This window comes from Pseudomonas sp. FFUP_PS_473 (assembly GCF_002858665.1).
Classification (GTDB): Bacteria; Pseudomonadota; Gammaproteobacteria; order Pseudomonadales; family Pseudomonadaceae; genus Aquipseudomonas; species Aquipseudomonas defluvii.
On record NZ_PJQQ01000003.1, the window covers coordinates 173304 to 189685 of the forward strand.

At 60.8% G+C, this 16382-nt stretch carries 12 protein-coding genes and 1 pseudogene; 6 read left to right on the forward strand and 7 right to left on the reverse strand.

Going from position 1 to position 16382, the window contains the following annotated elements:
- Nucleotides 1-103: 103 nt before the first annotated feature.
- On the forward strand, nucleotides 104-478 hold the full coding sequence (locus CYD26_RS03335; protein WP_065758439.1) for a bacteriocin: 375 nt from the start codon (nucleotides 104-106) through the stop codon (nucleotides 476-478).
- Between the two features lie 121 nt (nucleotides 479-599).
- Here CYD26_RS03335 and mqo read toward each other — a convergent pair whose 3' ends face one another.
- The 4 genes and pseudogenes from mqo to CYD26_RS03350 form a co-directional block, all read right to left on the reverse strand.
- The gene (gene mqo, locus CYD26_RS03340; RefSeq protein ID WP_065758438.1) at nucleotides 600-2189 is read right to left on the reverse strand and encodes a malate dehydrogenase (quinone); all 1590 of its coding nucleotides are present in this window, start codon (nucleotides 2187-2189) and stop codon (nucleotides 600-602) included.
- A gap of 397 nt (nucleotides 2190-2586) precedes the next feature.
- Complete coding sequence (locus CYD26_RS25770; RefSeq protein ID WP_371917179.1) at nucleotides 2587-3354, reverse strand: methyl-accepting chemotaxis protein; 768 nt, start codon at nucleotides 3352-3354, stop codon at nucleotides 2587-2589.
- A gap of 117 nt (nucleotides 3355-3471) precedes the next feature.
- A pseudogene (locus tag CYD26_RS25775) lies at nucleotides 3472-4281 on the reverse strand (HAMP domain-containing protein); the annotation flags it as partial.
- Nucleotides 4282-4446: 165 nt separating this feature from the next.
- Nucleotides 4447-6240: an ABC transporter transmembrane domain-containing protein gene (locus CYD26_RS03350; protein ID WP_102051798.1), complete on the reverse strand. Its 1794-nt coding sequence runs from the start codon at nucleotides 6238-6240 to the stop codon at nucleotides 4447-4449.
- 234 nt (nucleotides 6241-6474) lie between these two features.
- Here CYD26_RS03350 and CYD26_RS25205 point away from each other — a divergent pair, with 234 nt between their 5' ends.
- Nucleotides 6475-6645: a PA1571 family protein gene (locus CYD26_RS25205; RefSeq protein ID WP_176717399.1), complete on the forward strand. Its 171-nt coding sequence runs from the start codon at nucleotides 6475-6477 to the stop codon at nucleotides 6643-6645.
- A 54-nt stretch (nucleotides 6646-6699) separates the two neighbouring features.
- Here CYD26_RS25205 and pdxB read toward each other — a convergent pair whose 3' ends face one another.
- A complete protein-coding gene (gene pdxB, locus CYD26_RS03355; protein ID WP_102051799.1) occupies nucleotides 6700-7842 on the reverse strand; it encodes a 4-phosphoerythronate dehydrogenase PdxB in 1143 nt (380 codons plus the stop codon).
- 141 nt (nucleotides 7843-7983) lie between these two features.
- On the opposite strand from pdxB, the gene CYD26_RS03360 reads away from it, so the two are divergent.
- Complete coding sequence (locus CYD26_RS03360; RefSeq protein WP_065758434.1) at nucleotides 7984-9372, forward strand: MATE family efflux transporter; 1389 nt, start codon at nucleotides 7984-7986, stop codon at nucleotides 9370-9372.
- Here CYD26_RS03360 and tusA read toward each other — a convergent pair.
- Together tusA and rlmM are read right to left on the reverse strand one after the other, a co-directional pair.
- Nucleotides 9369-9623 (reverse strand): sulfurtransferase TusA, encoded by a 255-nt coding sequence (tusA, locus tag CYD26_RS03365; protein ID WP_065758433.1) that lies wholly within the window; start codon nucleotides 9621-9623, stop codon nucleotides 9369-9371. The two genes, CYD26_RS03360 and tusA, sit on opposite strands and share 4 nt — an antisense overlap.
- A gap of 70 nt (nucleotides 9624-9693) precedes the next feature.
- Entirely contained in the window at nucleotides 9694-10758 is a 1065-nt protein-coding gene (gene rlmM / locus CYD26_RS03370; RefSeq protein ID WP_102051800.1) for a 23S rRNA (cytidine(2498)-2'-O)-methyltransferase RlmM, read from the reverse strand.
- Nucleotides 10759-11013: 255 nt separating this feature from the next.
- Between rlmM and acnA the strand changes: the two genes are divergently transcribed.
- From acnA to CYD26_RS03385, 3 genes are all read left to right on the forward strand, one after another.
- Complete coding sequence (acnA, locus tag CYD26_RS03375) at nucleotides 11014-13698, forward strand: aconitate hydratase AcnA (RefSeq protein ID WP_102051801.1); 2685 nt, start codon at nucleotides 11014-11016, stop codon at nucleotides 13696-13698.
- 100 nt (nucleotides 13699-13798) lie between these two features.
- Entirely contained in the window at nucleotides 13799-14593 is a 795-nt protein-coding gene (locus CYD26_RS03380) for a CPBP family intramembrane glutamic endopeptidase (RefSeq protein ID WP_102051802.1), read from the forward strand.
- A 205-nt stretch (nucleotides 14594-14798) separates the two neighbouring features.
- Nucleotides 14799-16364, forward strand: coding sequence for a PAS domain-containing methyl-accepting chemotaxis protein (locus CYD26_RS03385; RefSeq protein WP_099775412.1), 1566 nt, complete (start codon nucleotides 14799-14801; stop codon nucleotides 16362-16364).
- Nucleotides 16365-16382 lie beyond the last annotated feature (18 nt).

Below are 16382 nucleotides of genomic sequence, written 5' to 3' on the forward strand. Positions count from 1 at the left end.
AACAGGGCGGCTCGCGTGCTACGCCGATGGTCAGTGTCGATTGCCGGCATCGAAGAACACCCTCAGAATACGCGCCCTTTTCTCCTGTTTGAGGTTGTTTCACATGCGTAAGACTCTTGCCGCCATTACTCTGGGCCTGCTGTGCGCACAAGGCGCAGTGGCGGGCGATGGCACGACGGCAATCGGCGGCGGCCTGGGCGGCGTTCTGGGTAACGTTGTCGGGCAAAAACTGGGCGGCAGCACCGGTGCAGCTGTCGGTGCCGGCGTTGGCGGTGCAGCGGGCAGCGCAATGGCCGCGAAAAAGGGCAACAAAGCCGAGGCAGCGCTGGGTGGCGGCCTGGGGTCGGCAGGTGGCTCGCTGATTGGCGGCAAGCTCGGTGGTAGCACCGGCTCGGCCATCGGTGCAGGCCTGGGCGGTGCAGCCGGTGGTGCTCTGGGCAACAACCTGGCCGACGGCAACAAGAAGCGTCGCCACTGATTCAACGCCTGCGATGGCATCAGCAGGGTGCCCGCGGGTTCGCGGCGCCTGCATCGCTGGCAAGCCCCGCGCCAACAGCCTTGTGCGACCGTTGTTGGAGCGGGCTTGCCAATGATGTGCCTTACATCGCAGCCTGGGTAGGCGCTTCCTCAGGCAATACCGGTACGAAATTCAGCTGCAAGCGCTCGCTGCTCCAGGCACGGGTCTTGTTGGTCAGCTCAAGGTTGTTGTTGAGCTTCTGGCCATAGGTTGGAATGATTTCCTTCAGCTTGGCCTGCCACGCAGGGGTCTTGATACGGTCCTTGAAGGTCTTCTCCAACACACTCAGCATGATCGGCGCAGCAGTCGAAGCACCAGGTGACGCACCCAGCAGTGCCGCGATGGTGCCGTCCTCGGACGCAACCACTTCGGTACCGAACTGCAGGATACCGCCGTGCACAGGGTCTTTCTTGATAACCTGAACCCGCTGACCGGCCTGAAGCAGTTTCCAGTCGTCGTTCCGGGCGTTCGGGAAATACTCACGCAGGGCTGCCATGCGGTCTTCGAAGCTCAGCATCAACTGGCCCATCAGGTAGGTGCTCAGGTCGATGTTGTCGATACCGGCGTGGGTCATTGGCATGATGTTGTGGCGGGTCAGCGCAGCGAACATGTCAAGCAACGAGCCATTCTTGAGGAACTTCGTCGAGAACGTGGCGAACGGACCGAACAGCAGCACTTCCTTGCCATCGATCACTCGGGTGTCCAGGTGCGGAACCGACATCGGCGGCGCACCGACCGAAGCCTTGCCGTACAACTTGGCCTTGTGGCGCGCAACGATGTCCTGGTTGTCCGTCATCAGGAATTGACCGCCGACCGGGAAGCCTGCATAGCCTTCGGCTTCAGGAATACCCGACTTCTGCAGCAACTTGAGCGCACCACCACCGGCACCAATGAAGACGAACCTGGCCTTGACGCTGGTTTCGACGCCTTTGTTGGCCAGGTCGGCAACGACCACGGTCCAGGTGTTGTCTGCATTGCGAACAATGTCGCGGACTTCATGCTGAACGTGCAGTTTGACGTTATCGTGTTGGGTCATCGACGCGAACAACTGGCGGGTAATCTCACCAAAGTTGACGTCGGTGCCGATCGGCATGCGTGTGGCTGCGATCTTCTGGTCGGCGGCACGACCTTCCATGACCAGCGGCACCCACTGCTCGATCTGCTTGTGGTCTTCGGTGTATTCCATGCCGCGGAACAAAGAGCTGTGTTGCAGGGCAGCATGACGCTTCTTCAGGAACTCGACGTTCTTGTCGCCCCAGACGAAGCTCATGTGCGGCACATTGTTGATGAACGACTTAGGATTGTTCAGCACATTGCGCTCGACCTGATAGGCCCAGAACTGCTTGGAGATCTCGAACTGCTCATTGACCCCGACAGCCTTGCTGATATCGATCGTTCCGTCGGCACCTTCGCTGGTGTAGTTCAGTTCGCAGAACGCCGAGTGACCGGTACCGGCGTTGTTCCAGGCGTTGGAGCTTTCTTCGGCAACCTTGTCCATGCGCTCATAGATGTCGATGGACCATTCAGGCTCCAGCTCGTTGAGATAGGTCCCAAGGCTTGCACTCATGATACCGCCGCCGATCAGCAGCACGTCTACGGTTTTCTCGGGCTCATTGGGCTTGGAGCAACCGATGACGCTCAGGCACAAGAGCGTCAGCAGGATTTTTTTCATAGTTCAATCCAATTGAAGTGAAGTAATTGGCAATGACCGCTCGCCCCGTTGTGCACGCCCGATTTTTGTTTTTGCTCGCGCAGGCCAACGCAGAGGGCGACCCGGTACTCAGGCAGCAGGCCTGGACACCGGCGCGATGGCTGGCGGCTGGGGTTGTTCGATGGATCGGGGAACAGTCGTCACGCCGTGCGGTCATCTGAAGCGGCAACCGCCGGGTGCTTGCATGGCCTAAGCCAACGCCGCCTTAAAGCAGGAAGCGGGCCAACTGCGCTCACACCAACGCCCAATGGCTAAAACGTGTCAGCTCGCGCATATTTGGGGGTTTTCATGGCGACAATCCGCCACATTGCCACGCCTCAGCGGCTGGCAAGTGGCGGATTTCCCCCGCCTGTGGCGATCAGGCGCTGAGGCGAGCGGTAACGGCGCCCAGTTGCCCGGACAGCTCGTGCAGGCGACCACCGGCCTGCTCGGTATGTTCCACCGCTTCCTGGTTGGCGGTCGCAATCCGCGTGATTTCCACCAGGTTGCGCGAGATATCATCGGCCACGCTGGTCTGCTCCTCCGCAGCCGTGGCGATCTGCCGGTTCATGTCGCGGATCGCTTCCACTGCCAAGGTGATGCGCTGAAGCATTTGCCCCGCACGTTGAACTTGCGCGGCCCCCTCCTCACTGCGCACCTGACCGCTCTCAATGGCCTTGACCGCCTCCATGGCACCCGACTGTACAGCGCTGATGATCTGATTGATCTCGGCAATCGACGCGCCGGTGCGCTGAGCCAGGCTGCGCACTTCATCGGCAACGACCGCAAAACCACGGCCCGCTTCGCCGGCACGCGCCGCCTCAATGGCCGCGTTGAGTGCCAGCAGGTTAGTCTGCTCGGCGATACCGTGAATGACCTCAAGCACTTTGCCAATCCGCGCACTGTCGTGTTCCAGATTGCGAATAACGCCTGCGGTACCGACAATTTCCTGATTAACGGCGGCAATCGTATCGATCGTCGCCTGCATCACCTGCTCGCCTGCCTGGGCATTGTGATCTGCCTCGTCGGCGGCACGCGCCGCTTCAGCTGCATGGCGTGCGACCTCCTGCGCCGTGGCAGACATTTCATGCATGGCCGTCGCGACCTGATCGGTGCGCTGAAACTGGTCATCCGTGCCACGAGCCATGCCGCCGGCGATGGTCCGCAATTCGCCGCTGGCCGACTCAAGGTCTACCGCGTTGCTCTGCAGACGCCCAAAGGTATCGGCAAGGAAGTCACGCAAGGTATTGGCAGCTAACGCCAGGCGCCCAAGCTCATCCTGACGGTCACTGGCAACACGCGCATCGAAACGGCCATGACTGAGGTTCGCCACATACTCAATCAGCTTGCGGATTGGCTCGACAATGTTGCGGTTGACCAGCGACACGCTAAGCAGCCCCACGAGCACAGCCGAGCCGAACATGATCAACAACCCCAGCCAGACCGTGCGCTGCGCCGCGTCACTGATGTGTGTAGCGCGCGCCTTGGCATCCGCGCGCAACTGGCTGACCAACTCACTCATCTGCTCACTGGTTGCCCGGTCGACACCCTTTACCGCCTGATCGCCTGCAACAGGATCACCGCCTGCTGCCAAAAAGGCTTCACGCCCTTTGGCATAGGCCGCACCCAGTTGACGATGGCTGTCCTTGAGTTGCACAAGGCGCGCCTGGAGCTGAGATTCTTGTGCGTTGCTGTTGATCAATTGCGCAAGAATGTCCTGCACTTGCTGCTCGCGCGCCTGGAACTGCTGCCAGTACTTGTCCAGTTCCGCAGGTTGTTTGCCACGTAACAGGACGTTTTTCCACTCCTGAACCTGGACCTTGAATTGCAAGTTGGCCTCATCGATCAGCTGTGAGGCCTGTAGCGGCCCATCGACCAACTCACCATATCCACGCACGCTGGCAGAGAGAAACTGGAAGCAGACCAGAGCAATCAGCAGCATTGCCAATACGCTTCCGCCAAGCAGAGCGAGGATTTGCATCCGTAGAGATTTACGCAGGAACATCGGGCAGGGTCTCACAACAAGGTAGAGGTGTGTGTACCAATGCAAGACGCATCGGCCACGTAGAGACATCCTTATCTCCCTTGGCAAGCAGCCAGCATCAGCAAAAAACGGTCATCCGTGACGGCCGGCAAGCATTCAAGTGCTACGCAACAACGGGTTACGATAGTCTCAGGGGATTACTACAGAAATGTGACAGACGGTATTAGAGCTGTCATAAAACTGTAAAAACCTGGCTTACACCTTGTTATCGGCTTCATGTGGCGTATCTGCAGCACTGAACTGCAACGCCGCCAGCCGGGCATACAGCGGGCTTTCGGCAATCAACTGCCGATGAGTGCCGACCGCCACCAGCCGGCCCTGATCAATGACAGCGATCCTGTCGGCATGCTGCACGGTTGCCAGGCGGTGAGCGATCACCAGCGTGGTTCGTCCGGCCATCAACCCTGGCAAGGCTTGCTGGATCAAGTGCTCGCTCTGTGCGTCCAGCGCACTGGTCGCCTCGTCGAGCAAGAGGATCGGCGCATCCACCAAGAGCGCCCGGGCAATAGCCAAACGCTGGCGCTGACCGCCGGAAAGCCCAAGCCCAGACTCGCCCAGGTGGGTTTGATAGCCTTGAGGCAGCTGCAGGATGAACTCATGGGCGTAGGCACTGCGTGCGGCGGCCTCGACCTCGGCGCTGCTGGCATCGGCACGGCCATAGCGGATATTGTCCTCGACCGTGCCGTAGAACAACGCCGGGTTCTGTGCAACCAGCGCGAAGTTTCGCCGCAACTCCTGAGGATCCAGTCGATCAACGGGCTGGCCGTCGAGCAGGATCTGACCGGCTTGCGGATCGTAAAAGCGCAGCAACAGATCAAACAGCGTTGATTTACCAGCACCCGACGGCCCGACCAACGCCAGGGTCTCGCCGGGCGCCACCACCAGGCTCAAATGATCAATAGCGGCCGGGTTCGGTCGCGACGGATAGGCAAAGCACACCTCACGCAGTTCCAACTGGCCGCTGACCCTTTCCGGCAAGTGCATCACGCCGTGCTCCGGCGAAACGATCTCACTGCGTGCGGCCAACAGCTCAGCAATCCGTTCCGCCGCGCCCGCAGCACGCTGAAGCTCACCGATCACCTCACTCAAGGTGCCAAACGCACTGCCGACGATCAGGCTGTAAAAAACGAACGCAGCCAGCTCACCGCCGGAAATACGCCCCGCGATCACGTCCATGCCGCCCACCCAAAGCATCACCCCCACCGCACCGAGCACCAGCACAATGACCAGGGTAATCAACCAGGCGCGCTGCAGAATGCGTTTGCGCGCGGTGTCGAACGCCGCTTCGACCGTCACAGCAAAACGACGCTGGTCGCTGGCCTGATGGTTGTAGGCCTGCACGGTCTTGATTTGCCCCAGGGTTTCGGCCACATAACTGCCAACATCCGCTACCCGGTCCTGGCTCTGACGCGACAGGCTACGCACCCGCCGACCGAAAACCAGAATCGGCACCAGCACCAGGGGCAACGCCAACACCACAATGCTGGTCAGCTTCGGGTTGGTCACGAACAGCAGCACAACGCCACCCACCACCATCAAGGCATTGCGCAGAAACAACGAAAGCGAAGAGCCGATCACCGATTGCAGCAACGTTGTATCGGCGGTCAGCCGCGACTGAATTTCTGAACTGCGGTTACTCTCGAAAAAACCGGGGTGCAGGTAGACCAAGTGATCAAACACCTGCTGACGGATATCGGCAACAACACGCTCGCCGATCCACGACACCAGGTAGAAGCGCGTAAAGGTGCCAACCGCAAGGGCCAGCACCAGCAACAAGAACAACCCGATAGACTGATTCAGCAGTGTTGGCGACTGCGTCATGAAGCCCTGGTCAACCATCAAGCGAATCCCCTGCCCCATCGACAGGGTAATCGCCGCCGTCAGCACTAGCGCGACCAGCGCGGCGATTGCCTGTTTTCGATACGGGCGGATAAAACGCCATGCCAGTTGAATGGCCTGGCGTTGCCGGGAAGACACGCGGAGGATCATGACAATGCCACTTTCAGTCGATTTGCAGCAGCCTACACCCGAGCAGCAGCATGAGCACAGCACTTAAGCCGCATCCCAGCAGTGCCTAGTAGATTTCGTTCTAAAGTGCTACTGGCAGTTTGTATGGCTTTCTGGTGGACTTGGCACATGCGCGGCGACTCGCGAAGGACCTTGTCACACGGCGGTCATCGCGCCTATCTAGGCTGAGCTTGCAACCTGATGAGGAGACAGGATATGAGCTTGCAGAACAGCAGCACATCGCAACAAGCGTCGCCCCACGCCAACCCGGCCTGCGGCGCGATCATTGATGCTCAGGGTCGTGAAATCCCGATCACCGAGCAGATGATCCAGAAGGCTTGCCAGGACCTGGAAAAGAGCCGGGAAAAAACCGCCAAAAAAGCCTGATCGGTATCGACTTCCTGAACCCGGCGCCAGCGCCGGGTTTTTATTGCCTGCCGTTCAGACCTGCACAGCCCCCAGTGCAGCGATTATCTGCCGCAAGGCCGGCGATTCGCCATTGACCTTTACGGCAAGGCCTTCGATTTCACGACGCGCCGGGTACTGCTTGCGCAAGAGGTCGAAGGCTGCTCGCTGCTTACCCGGGTCACGGCTAAGGCTGCGGCGAAAATCCGCATCGTCACGGCGCGGGTCATACACGGCACGGCACAGCGTGGCCAAGGCCCAGGCCGGATCGGTTTCGGCCTCAAGGCTCAGTTGCGCCAGCCATGGCCGCGGCAACAGATCGACCAGTTTCACCTGCTCGGGCTCGCCTCGCCAGGCGCAGAATGCCTGATAGATCTGCGCGGTACCGCGCTGCTTGCCGTCCAGGCTGTAGCCAGCAATGTGCGGCGTGGCCAGAATACACAGGTCGGCAAGTGCCAGATCAACCTGTGGTTCGCCCTCCCAGACATCCAGCACGGCCTGGACATCGTCACGGGCGAGCAACAGCTCACGCAGGGCGCTGTTATCCACCACGGGGCCTCGGCTGGCGTTGATCAGCCAGGCACCTGGCCGCAGGCGCGCCAGTCGCTCGCGATCGAGCAGATGCCAGGTTGCGTCCTCACCGCTACGGGTCAGCGGCGTGTGCAGGCTGATCACGTCGCACTCGGCGAGAATACGCTCCAGGTCGACATAATCCCCACCCTCGCGAGCCTGCCGCGGCGGATCACAGACCAGCACCGACCAACCCAGCCCGCGCAGCACCTCGACCAGCCGACGTCCGACTTCACCAGCCCCCACCACACCATAGGTACGCTTGGCCAGATCAACGCCATCCAGTTCGCCCAGCGTCAGCAGGCTTCCCAGTACATAGTCCACAACGCCGCGGGCATTGCAGCCGGGTGCACTGGACCAGCGAATGCCTGCCTGCTCGAAATAGTCCAGGTCAAGGTGGTCCGTACCAATGGTGCAGGTACCGACAAAACGCACCGTGCTGCCTTCCAGCAAGGCCCGATCAACCTGAGTCACCGAACGCACCAGCAGGACGTCGGCGTCCCGCACACAGGCGCTGTCGATGGCTCGCCCCGGGTAACGGCGAATTTCACCGAAGCCGGCAAAAAAAGCATCGAGCAGCGGAATATTTTCGTCGGCAACAATAAGCATGGCGATCTCCTGTCGGGGAGCGCAGTTTAGGCGCATCGGCCCCGGCCAATCCAGTCACAGGTTATTTCCTGACCGATCCGTCAACGGTTAGACTAAGCAATTTTCCACACCTTCAATGGGGACACCTGCCTTGTGACACTCATGACCACCGACACCACTCCGCTCTCCCGCCCCGCTCGTGTTCGCGCCGAATTGAGCACCCTGATGCGCCTGGCCACCCCCATCATCATCGCGCAACTGGCAACGACCGCCATGGGCTTCGTCGATGCGGTGATGGCCGGACGGGTCGGCCCGCGGGACCTTGCCGCCGTAGCGCTGGGGAACTCCATCTGGGTGCCGGTGTTTCTATTGATGACCGGCATTCTGCTGGCGACCACGCCCAAGGTTGCCCAGCGCTTCGGCGCTGGCCAGCCTGCCGAGATTGGTCCGTTGGTGCGCCAGGCGCTGTGGCTGGCACTGGCGGTCGGAATTGCCGCCAGCCTGTTGCTGATCAGTGCCGAGCCAATCCTGCACGTGATGAAGGTCGACCCGGAGTTGATCGCGCCCTGCATGGGTTATCTGAAGGGTATCGCTTTCGGCCTGCCGGCCGTAGGCATCTACTTTGTGTTGCGCTGCTGCAGCGACGGCCAGGGGCTCACACGCCCGAGCATGGTGCTGGGGCTTGCCGGGCTCATGCTGAATATCCCGTTGAACTACATCTTCATCTATGGCCACCTGGGCCTGCCGGCCATGGGCGGTGTCGGCTGCGGCTGGGCCAGCGGCATCGTCATGTGGTTCATGGCCCTGTGCATGGCGGTCTGGATCGCCCGGGCGCCGGTCTATCGCCCAAGTGAGGTGTTTGCCCGCTTCGACTGGCCCCAGTGGGCCCTGATCAAGCGCCTGCTCAGTATCGGCCTACCAATCGGCATCGCGGTATTTGCAGAGTCGAGCATCTTTGCGGTGATTGCCCTGCTGATCGGCAGCCTCGGCTCAACTGTGGTTGCAGGGCACCAGATTGCCCTCAATGTCAGCTCCCTGGTGTTCATGATCCCCTACTCGCTGGGCATGGCCGTCACCGTGCGGGTCGGCCAGGCCATCGGCGCCGGCGAGCCACGCCAGGCACGTTTTGCTGCGGGCGTCGGCATGGCCACGGCGTTGGCCTACGCCTGCTTTTCAGCAAGCCTGATGCTGCTGATGCGCGAACCGATTGCCTCGATCTACACCGCCGACAGCGCAGTCATCCAGATTGCCTCGATGCTGATCGTCTACTCGGCGCTGTTCCAGTTCTCCGACGCGGTCCAGGTCACTGCCGCCGGTGCACTGCGTGGCTATCAGGACACGCGGGTCACCATGATCCTGACCCTGTTCGCGTACTGGGGCATTGGCCTGCCGGTGGGTTACCTGCTCGGCCTGACCGACTGGCTGGGCACGGCCAGCGGGCCAAGCGGCCTCTGGGAAGGCCTGATTGTCGGCTTGACCTGCGCCGCATTGATGCTCTCGGTGCGCCTGGTGCGCAGTGCACGCAAACGCATCCGGCAGGCAGCGGCTTAATCGAGCTTCTTGCGGATCCAGTACAGGTAAGTACCCGACAGCTCCTGCTGCTCGACCAGTTCATGGCCGAGGAACACGCAGAACTTGGGAATATCGCGACGGGTCGAAGGGTCTGTCGCGATGACCTTGAGCAGGCCACCCGCGCCAAGATCGCGCACGTACTGATGCAGCATCATCACAGGCTCAGGGCAGTTCAGACCACTGGCATCAAGGACCGCATCGGCGGTCAGGGTAGAATCGGTGTCAGTCATGCTTTTCTCCGAAGACTAGGTAACAACTGTCTTGCACTGCCTGGCTGAGCCAGTGCGACGTGCAACAGCCTCAACGTGGTTTCATATCCAGTCGGCGCAGATGGCAGGTGACCTCTTCACGGTCGTGATACAGCTGCTTGCAGCCAATCGATACCTTGACCTTGCGCGCTTTGAAGCCTTCTTCGATGCGCTCCAGCAAACGCCGAACCTCGGCATAGCGCTGCTTCATCGGCAATTTCAGGTTGACCACCGCTTCGCGGCACAGGCCCTCGCCCAGCCAGGTTTCCAGCAGTGCTGCACTACGCGCCGGCTTCTCGACGATGTCACAGACCATCCAGTCTACGGTCTGCTTGGGCTTGTAGGTAAAACCATCGGCCATCAAGTGCTGGACCAGCCCGGTGTCCATCAAGCTTTCAGCCATTGGCCCATTGTCGATAGCCGTCACCAGCATACCGCGCTTGACCAGTTGATAGGTCCAGCCACCCGGTGCGGCACCCAGGTCGACCCCGGTCATGTCTTCAGACAGGCGCTGCGGCCATTGATCGCGTGGAATAAAGTGGTGCCAGGCTTCTTCCAGCTTCAGGGTTGAGCGGCTTGGGGCTTCACGCGGGAATTTCAGCCGCGGGATCCCCATCGGCCACATGGCCGAATTGTCCGCCGCGGCCAACCCGACAAACACCCGCCGGCCACTGACAAAGGTCAGCAGCAAGCGCGGCTTGGCAGCGTCGTCCACCAGCCGGCCAGCGTTGAGCAACGCCTTGCGCAGCGGCCCCTCGAACTTGCGGCAGAACGTCGACAGTTCCTTGCCGTCGTTACTGTCCATGACCTCCAGCCAGAGGCTGCCGCACACCGGGTACTCGGCCAGAGTCTCCAGCAGCAAGCTGATCCGGTCGGTTTCAGGCAGTTCGACAAAACTGCCACGGGCCCATTGCCGAGGGAAAATCAACTGCGAGAAACGCAGTTCACGCATCAGCCGCTCGGCACCTTCGGCGTCGTTGCAAATGAACTCGGCGCACGCGCTTTGCGGTTTGGCCTTGGCATAACCGGCCACATTCAGCCGTGCGGCATGCTCGGCGATTTCGGAACAGACTTCGCCCTCGAAACCGGGTCGGCAATGCATAAACAGGGTATTCATCAATCACTCCAGGACGGTCGGCAGCACACGCAGCAGACCCTGGCCGAGCGCACGGCGCAACGGCGGCAAATCGGCGAATGATAAAGGAGTTTAGGAACCAGTGACACGTCCCGCCGGTCCAGTATTTAGCCAGGCCCGGCAATCAGGTCTAACCTGACCCTTCAGCCAGGTCCGTGCGTTGCGGACCGACACCTTGACGGTGAGTTCGGCGACCGCAGGGCGATTGCCGATCACCGGCCCAGAAGGAGTTGACCCATGCCCTCGCTCGACAGCCTGAATACCCTCAAGACCCTGACGGTAGGCAACTGCCTCTATCACTATTACAGCCTGCCTGAGGCCGCCCGCAGCCTGGGCGACCTGAGCGCACTGCCCCTGTCGCTCAAGGTACTGCTGGAAAACCTGTTGCGCTGGGAGGACGGCAAGACGGTCACCGGCAGCGACCTGACCGCCCTGGCCAAATGGCTTGAAAATCGCCGGTCCGACCGCGAAATCCAGTACCGCCCGGCGCGGGTACTGATGCAGGATTTCACCGGGGTACCCGCGGTGGTCGACCTGGCGGCCATGCGCGCTGCCATGGCCAAGGCCGGGGGAGACCCTCAGCGCATCAACCCGCTGTCACCGGTGGACCTGGTGATCGACCACTCAGTGATGGTCGACCGCTACGCCAGCCAGCAGGCGTTCAGTGAAAACGTCGACATCGAAATGCAGCGCAATGGCGAACGCTATGCCTTTCTGCGCTGGGGGCAAAATGCGTTCAACAATTTCCGTGTGGTACCGCCAGGTACCGGCATTTGCCATCAGGTCAACCTCGAGTATCTGGGGCAGACCGTCTGGACCCGCGAGGAGGACGGCCGTACCTACGCCTTTCCCGACACACTGGTTGGCACTGACTCGCACACCACCATGATCAACGGCCTGGGCGTACTGGGTTGGGGGGTGGGCGGCATCGAAGCAGAGGCAGCCATGCTCGGCCAGCCAGTTTCCATGCTGATCCCCGAAGTGATTGGTTTCCAATTGACCGGCAAACTGCGCGAGGGCATCACGGCCACCGACCTGGTGTTGACCGTCACCCAGATGCTGCGCAAGAAAGGCGTGGTCGGCAAATTCGTTGAGTTCTATGGCGACGGCCTGGCCGACCTGCCCTTGGCCGACCGCGCCACGATCGCCAACATGGCCCCGGAATACGGTGCCACCTGCGGCTTCTTCCCGGTCGACGACATCACCCTGGATTACCTGCGCCTGTCGGGTCGGCCCGAGGCAACCGTGAAACGGGTCGAGGCCTATTGCAAAGCGCAAGGCCTATGGCGCCTGCCCGGCCACGCGCCCGCCTTTACCGACACCCTGGCACTGGACCTGAACAGCGTCGAAGCCAGCCTTGCAGGCCCGAAACGCCCGCAGGACCGCGTGGCGCTTTCGCAGGTCCGCCAAGCCTTCGATGACTTCATGAGCCTGCAACCCAAGGCGAGCGCGCGCAATGGCAGGGTGACTACTGGCAGCGATTATCCGGCTCTGCAAGAGGGGGCGGTGGTCATCGCCGCCATAACCTCCTGTACCAACACCTCCAACCCCAGCGTAATGATGGCTGCCGGGCTGGTGGCCAAAAAAGCCGTGGAGAAAGGCTTGCAACGCAAACTCTGGGTGAAGAGCTCGCTGGCACCCGGCTCAAAAGTGGTGACTGACTATTACCAGGCAGCAGGCCTGACCCCTTACCTGAATGACCTTGGCTTCGACCTGGTGGGCTATGGCTGTACCACCTGCATCGGTAACTCCGGCCCTCTGGACGCGCCCATCGAAAAGGCGATTACCGAGCATGACCTGACCGTAGCGTCGGTACTCTCCGGCAACCGCAACTTTGAAGGCCGTGTGCACCCTCTGGTGAAAACCAACTGGTTGGCTTCGCCGCCGCTGGTGGTGGCCTACGCCCTGGCCGGCAGCGTACGTATCGACCTGAGCAAAGAACCGCTGGGCACTGGCCGGGACGGCCAACCCGTCTACCTGCGCGACATCTGGCCCAGCCAACAGGAAATTGCCATGGCCGTGGCCAGCGTCGATACGGCGATGTTCCATAAAGAGTATGCCGAAGTCTTTGCAGGAGACGCCCAATGGCAAGCCATCGAGGTACCGCAGGCTGCCACCTACGCCTGGCAGAACGACTCGACCTATATTCAACACCCACCGTTCTTCGATGACATCACTGGCCCGCTGCCACAGATTCAAGACATTCACGGCGCACGCATCCTGGCATTGCTGGGTGATTCGGTGACCACCGACCATATCTCGCCAGCCGGCAACATCAAGGCTGACAGCCCGGCCGGGCGCTACCTGCGCGACAAGGGCGTGGCCCCGCCTGATTTCAACTCCTACGGCTCTCGTCGCGGCAACCATGAGGTGATGATGCGCGGCACCTTCGCCAATATCCGTATCCGCAACGAAATGCTCGGTGGCGAAGAAGGCGGTAACACCGTGCATATTCCCAGCGGCGAGAAACTGTCGATCTACGATGCCGCCATGCGCTACCGCACCGACGGCACGCCACTGGTGGTGATCGCTGGTCAAGAGTATGGCACCGGGTCCAGCCGCGACTGGGCTGCCAAGGGCACCAACCTGCTGGGTGTGAAAGCAGTACTGGCGGAAAGCTTTGAGCGTATCCACCGCTCCAACCTGGTGGGCATGGGCGTACTGCCCCTGCAATTCAGGCCCGGACAAAATCGCAAGACCCTGGGGTTCAAGGGGGATGAGCGTATCGATATCCTTGGCCTGAGCGGGACTGTCCTTTCACCGGGAATGGCGCTGCGCCTGCGTATCACCCGGGACAACGGTCGCGAGGATAGCCTGGAGGTCTTGTGCCGCATCGACACCCTGAACGAAGTGGAGTACTTCAAGGCAGGCGGCATCCTGCACTACGTGCTGCGGCAGCTGATCGCCGGCAAGGGGGCCTGATGGATGGCCCTGCGGCCATCGTCGTTGCCCCGTAAAAAGGCGTGTCTTTTACCGTGCAGTTCAAGTCCAACATCGCGGACTTCACCGTAAGGTAATCGACATGCCATCACCTCGTGGGGTTGCCCTTGCCCTGCTCTGCCTCGGTTACGCCTTCGCGCTGAGCCAGGGCCAACTGACACGTGCCGCCCTACCCGGGTTAATCCTGCTGCTGTGTGCGGCAGCGCTTGTGCAACGACCTCGCAGCAGCTGGTTGAAGGCCTGCGGCCATGGGTTGTTCGTGCTGCTCGCGGCGGGGCTGGCCCTGCATTGGCTTCCCGGCTTCAACAGCGCCAAAGTCATCGACGCGCAACGCTTCAGTACCGACGCCGCACCCTACTCGATGTACCTGAACCTGGATAAGCCGCTGATCGCGTTCTGGATACTGCTGGCTTGCCCGTGGATGCTGGCCGGCACACGCAACACCTCCACCGGCGTCCCCATGATTGCAACCATGACCGCCATGATCGCTATGGCCTGCCTGGGCAGTGCACAATTGCTCGGCATGGTCGCCTGGGCACCGAAATGGCCAACACAGGGCTGGCTATGGCTGGCCAACAACCTGCTGCTGGTGAGCGTGACCGAGGAAGTGCTGTTTCGCGGGTACATTCAGGGTGGCCTGCAACACCTGCTCAGGCACCGTGAGCATGGCCAGCGCCTGGCGCTGCTGTTGGCCGCAGGCGTATTCGGCCTGGCCCACCTCGGTGGCGGTTGGCAATGGGTGGTACTGGCAAGCATTGCAGGCGCAGGTTACGGCCTGGTTTACCGCCATGGCGGGCTGCTGGCAGCAGTTGTCAGCCACTTCACCCTGAACCTGCTGCATTTCAGTTTGTTCACCTACCCAATGCTGAATAAATGAGCCAAAGTGTGAACGACTGGTCAGTTGCTGACTTTTATGTCAAAAGCATGAAAGAATGCTTGCAATTTTCTAAAATCTACAGCTTTTTTCGCATAACTCAGGTCATGATTGAAAACCCTGCGCTCGATCAATGGCTGCAAAAATCGACTCAATAAAAACAACTCGCTGCCGATACCCCTCGAAAGCCTTCCGGATTGAACAGCTAATGCGTAATAACCAGCCGATTACCCAGCGCGAACGGACGTTTCCAGATCAACAACGTTTGATTTCGACTACCGATGCCAAAGGTCTGATTACCTACTGCAACGATGCCTTCGTCGAAATCAGCGGTTTCTCGCGAGAGGAGCTGTTGCGCGCCCCACACAACCTGGTTCGCCATCCGGACGTGCCGCCGGCGGTATTTGCTCACATGTGGGGCACCCTGAAACAGGGACTGCCATGGATGGGTATCGTCAAGAACCGCTGCAAGAACGGTGATCACTACTGGGTCAACGCCTACGTGACTCCTGTTTTTGAAAACAATCAGGTCGTCGGCTACGAGTCCGTGCGGGTAAAACCGACGGCTGAACAAATACGCCGCGCCCAAGGGTTGTACGAGCGAATCAACCAGGGCAAGTCGGCTATTCCAAAGCGTGACAAGTGGCTGCCGGTGCTGCAGGACTGGCTACCGTTCATTCTGGTCAGCCAGATCGGTTTCCTGATCGGTAACTGGCTCGGCCATTCGTGGGGCTTTGCCCTGGCCGCTGGCTTGTCCGTGCCACTGGGCCTGATGGGCCTGACCTGGCAACAACGCGGCCTCAAGCGCCTGCTGCGTCTGGCCGAGCAGACCACCTCTGACCCGCTGATCGCCCAAATGTACAGCGACAGCCGTGGAGTTCAGGGCCGCCTGGAAATGGCAATGCTCAGCCAGGATGCACGCCTCAAGACCTGCCTGACCCGCCTACAGGACACCGCTGAACACCTGAACGAACAGGCGCGTCAATCCGACACCCTGGCGCATAACAGCTCCTCGGGGCTGGAGCGCCAACGCGTTGAAACCGAACAGGTCGCCGCTGCCGTCAACCAGATGGCCGCCACCACTCAAGAAGTGGCCAACCACGTTCAACGCACCGCCGATGCCACCCAGGAAGCAAATCGCCTGACTGGACGCGGCCGGGATATCGCAGGGGAAACCCGCGAAGCCATCCAGCGCCTGTCCCAGGCCGTCGGCGAAACCGGGCAGACCGTGACGCAACTGGCACGTGACAGTGACGAAATCGGCGGCGTGGTTGATGTGATCAAAGGCATTGCCGACCAGACCAACCTGCTGGCACTGAACGCTGCAATCGAGGCTGCCCGTGCCGGCGAAATGGGCCGCGGCTTCGCGGTCGTCGCGGATGAAGTTCGTCAACTGGCACAACGCACCAGCGAATCGACCGGCCAGATCCACGGGCTGATCGCCAAGCTGCAGCAAACTGCCAGCAACGCCGTACAGACCATGGAAGCGGGCCATCGTCAGGCCGAAGAAGGCGTGGCTCGGGTCATGGAAGCCGACCAGGCACTGCTGGGTATCAGCGAAGCGGTGGCCAACATCACCGACATGACCACCCAGATCGCTGCCGCCACCGAAGAGCAGACTGCCGTGGCCGATGAGATCAGCCGCAATATCAGCACCATTGCTCAACTGGCCGATCAAACCTCCGAGCAGGCCCAGCACTCTGCCCTGCTTAGCGAAGAGTTGACCCGCACCGCCACCAGCCAGTACTCGCTGGTCGAACGCTTCAACCGCTGAACCGGTCAGGCGCACAGC

Coding starts and splice junctions, on each gene's coding strand:
- pdxB (WP_102051799.1), bottom strand. CDS start 7,842: ATGCTTATTGTTGCCGACGAAAATATTCCGCTGCTCGATGCTTTTTTT.
- acnA (WP_102051801.1), top strand. CDS start 11,014: ATGCCCTCGCTCGACAGCCTGAATACCCTCAAGACCCTGACGGTAGGC.
- tusA (WP_065758433.1), bottom strand. CDS start 9,623: ATGACTGACACCGATTCTACCCTGACCGCCGATGCGGTCCTTGATGCC.
- CYD26_RS03385 (WP_099775412.1), top strand. CDS start 14,799: ATGCGTAATAACCAGCCGATTACCCAGCGCGAACGGACGTTTCCAGAT.
- CYD26_RS25205 (WP_176717399.1), top strand. CDS start 6,475: ATGAGCTTGCAGAACAGCAGCACATCGCAACAAGCGTCGCCCCACGCC.
- CYD26_RS03335 (WP_065758439.1), top strand. CDS start 104: ATGCGTAAGACTCTTGCCGCCATTACTCTGGGCCTGCTGTGCGCACAA.
- CYD26_RS03350 (WP_102051798.1), bottom strand. CDS start 6,240: ATGATCCTCCGCGTGTCTTCCCGGCAACGCCAGGCCATTCAACTGGCA.
- CYD26_RS03360 (WP_065758434.1), top strand. CDS start 7,984: ATGACCACCGACACCACTCCGCTCTCCCGCCCCGCTCGTGTTCGCGCC.
- mqo (WP_065758438.1), bottom strand. CDS start 2,189: ATGAAAAAAATCCTGCTGACGCTCTTGTGCCTGAGCGTCATCGGTTGC.
- CYD26_RS03380 (WP_102051802.1), top strand. CDS start 13,799: ATGCCATCACCTCGTGGGGTTGCCCTTGCCCTGCTCTGCCTCGGTTAC.
- rlmM (WP_102051800.1), bottom strand. CDS start 10,758: ATGAATACCCTGTTTATGCATTGCCGACCCGGTTTCGAGGGCGAAGTC.
- CYD26_RS25770 (WP_371917179.1), bottom strand. CDS start 3,354: ATGGCTCGTGGCACGGATGACCAGTTTCAGCGCACCGATCAGGTCGCG.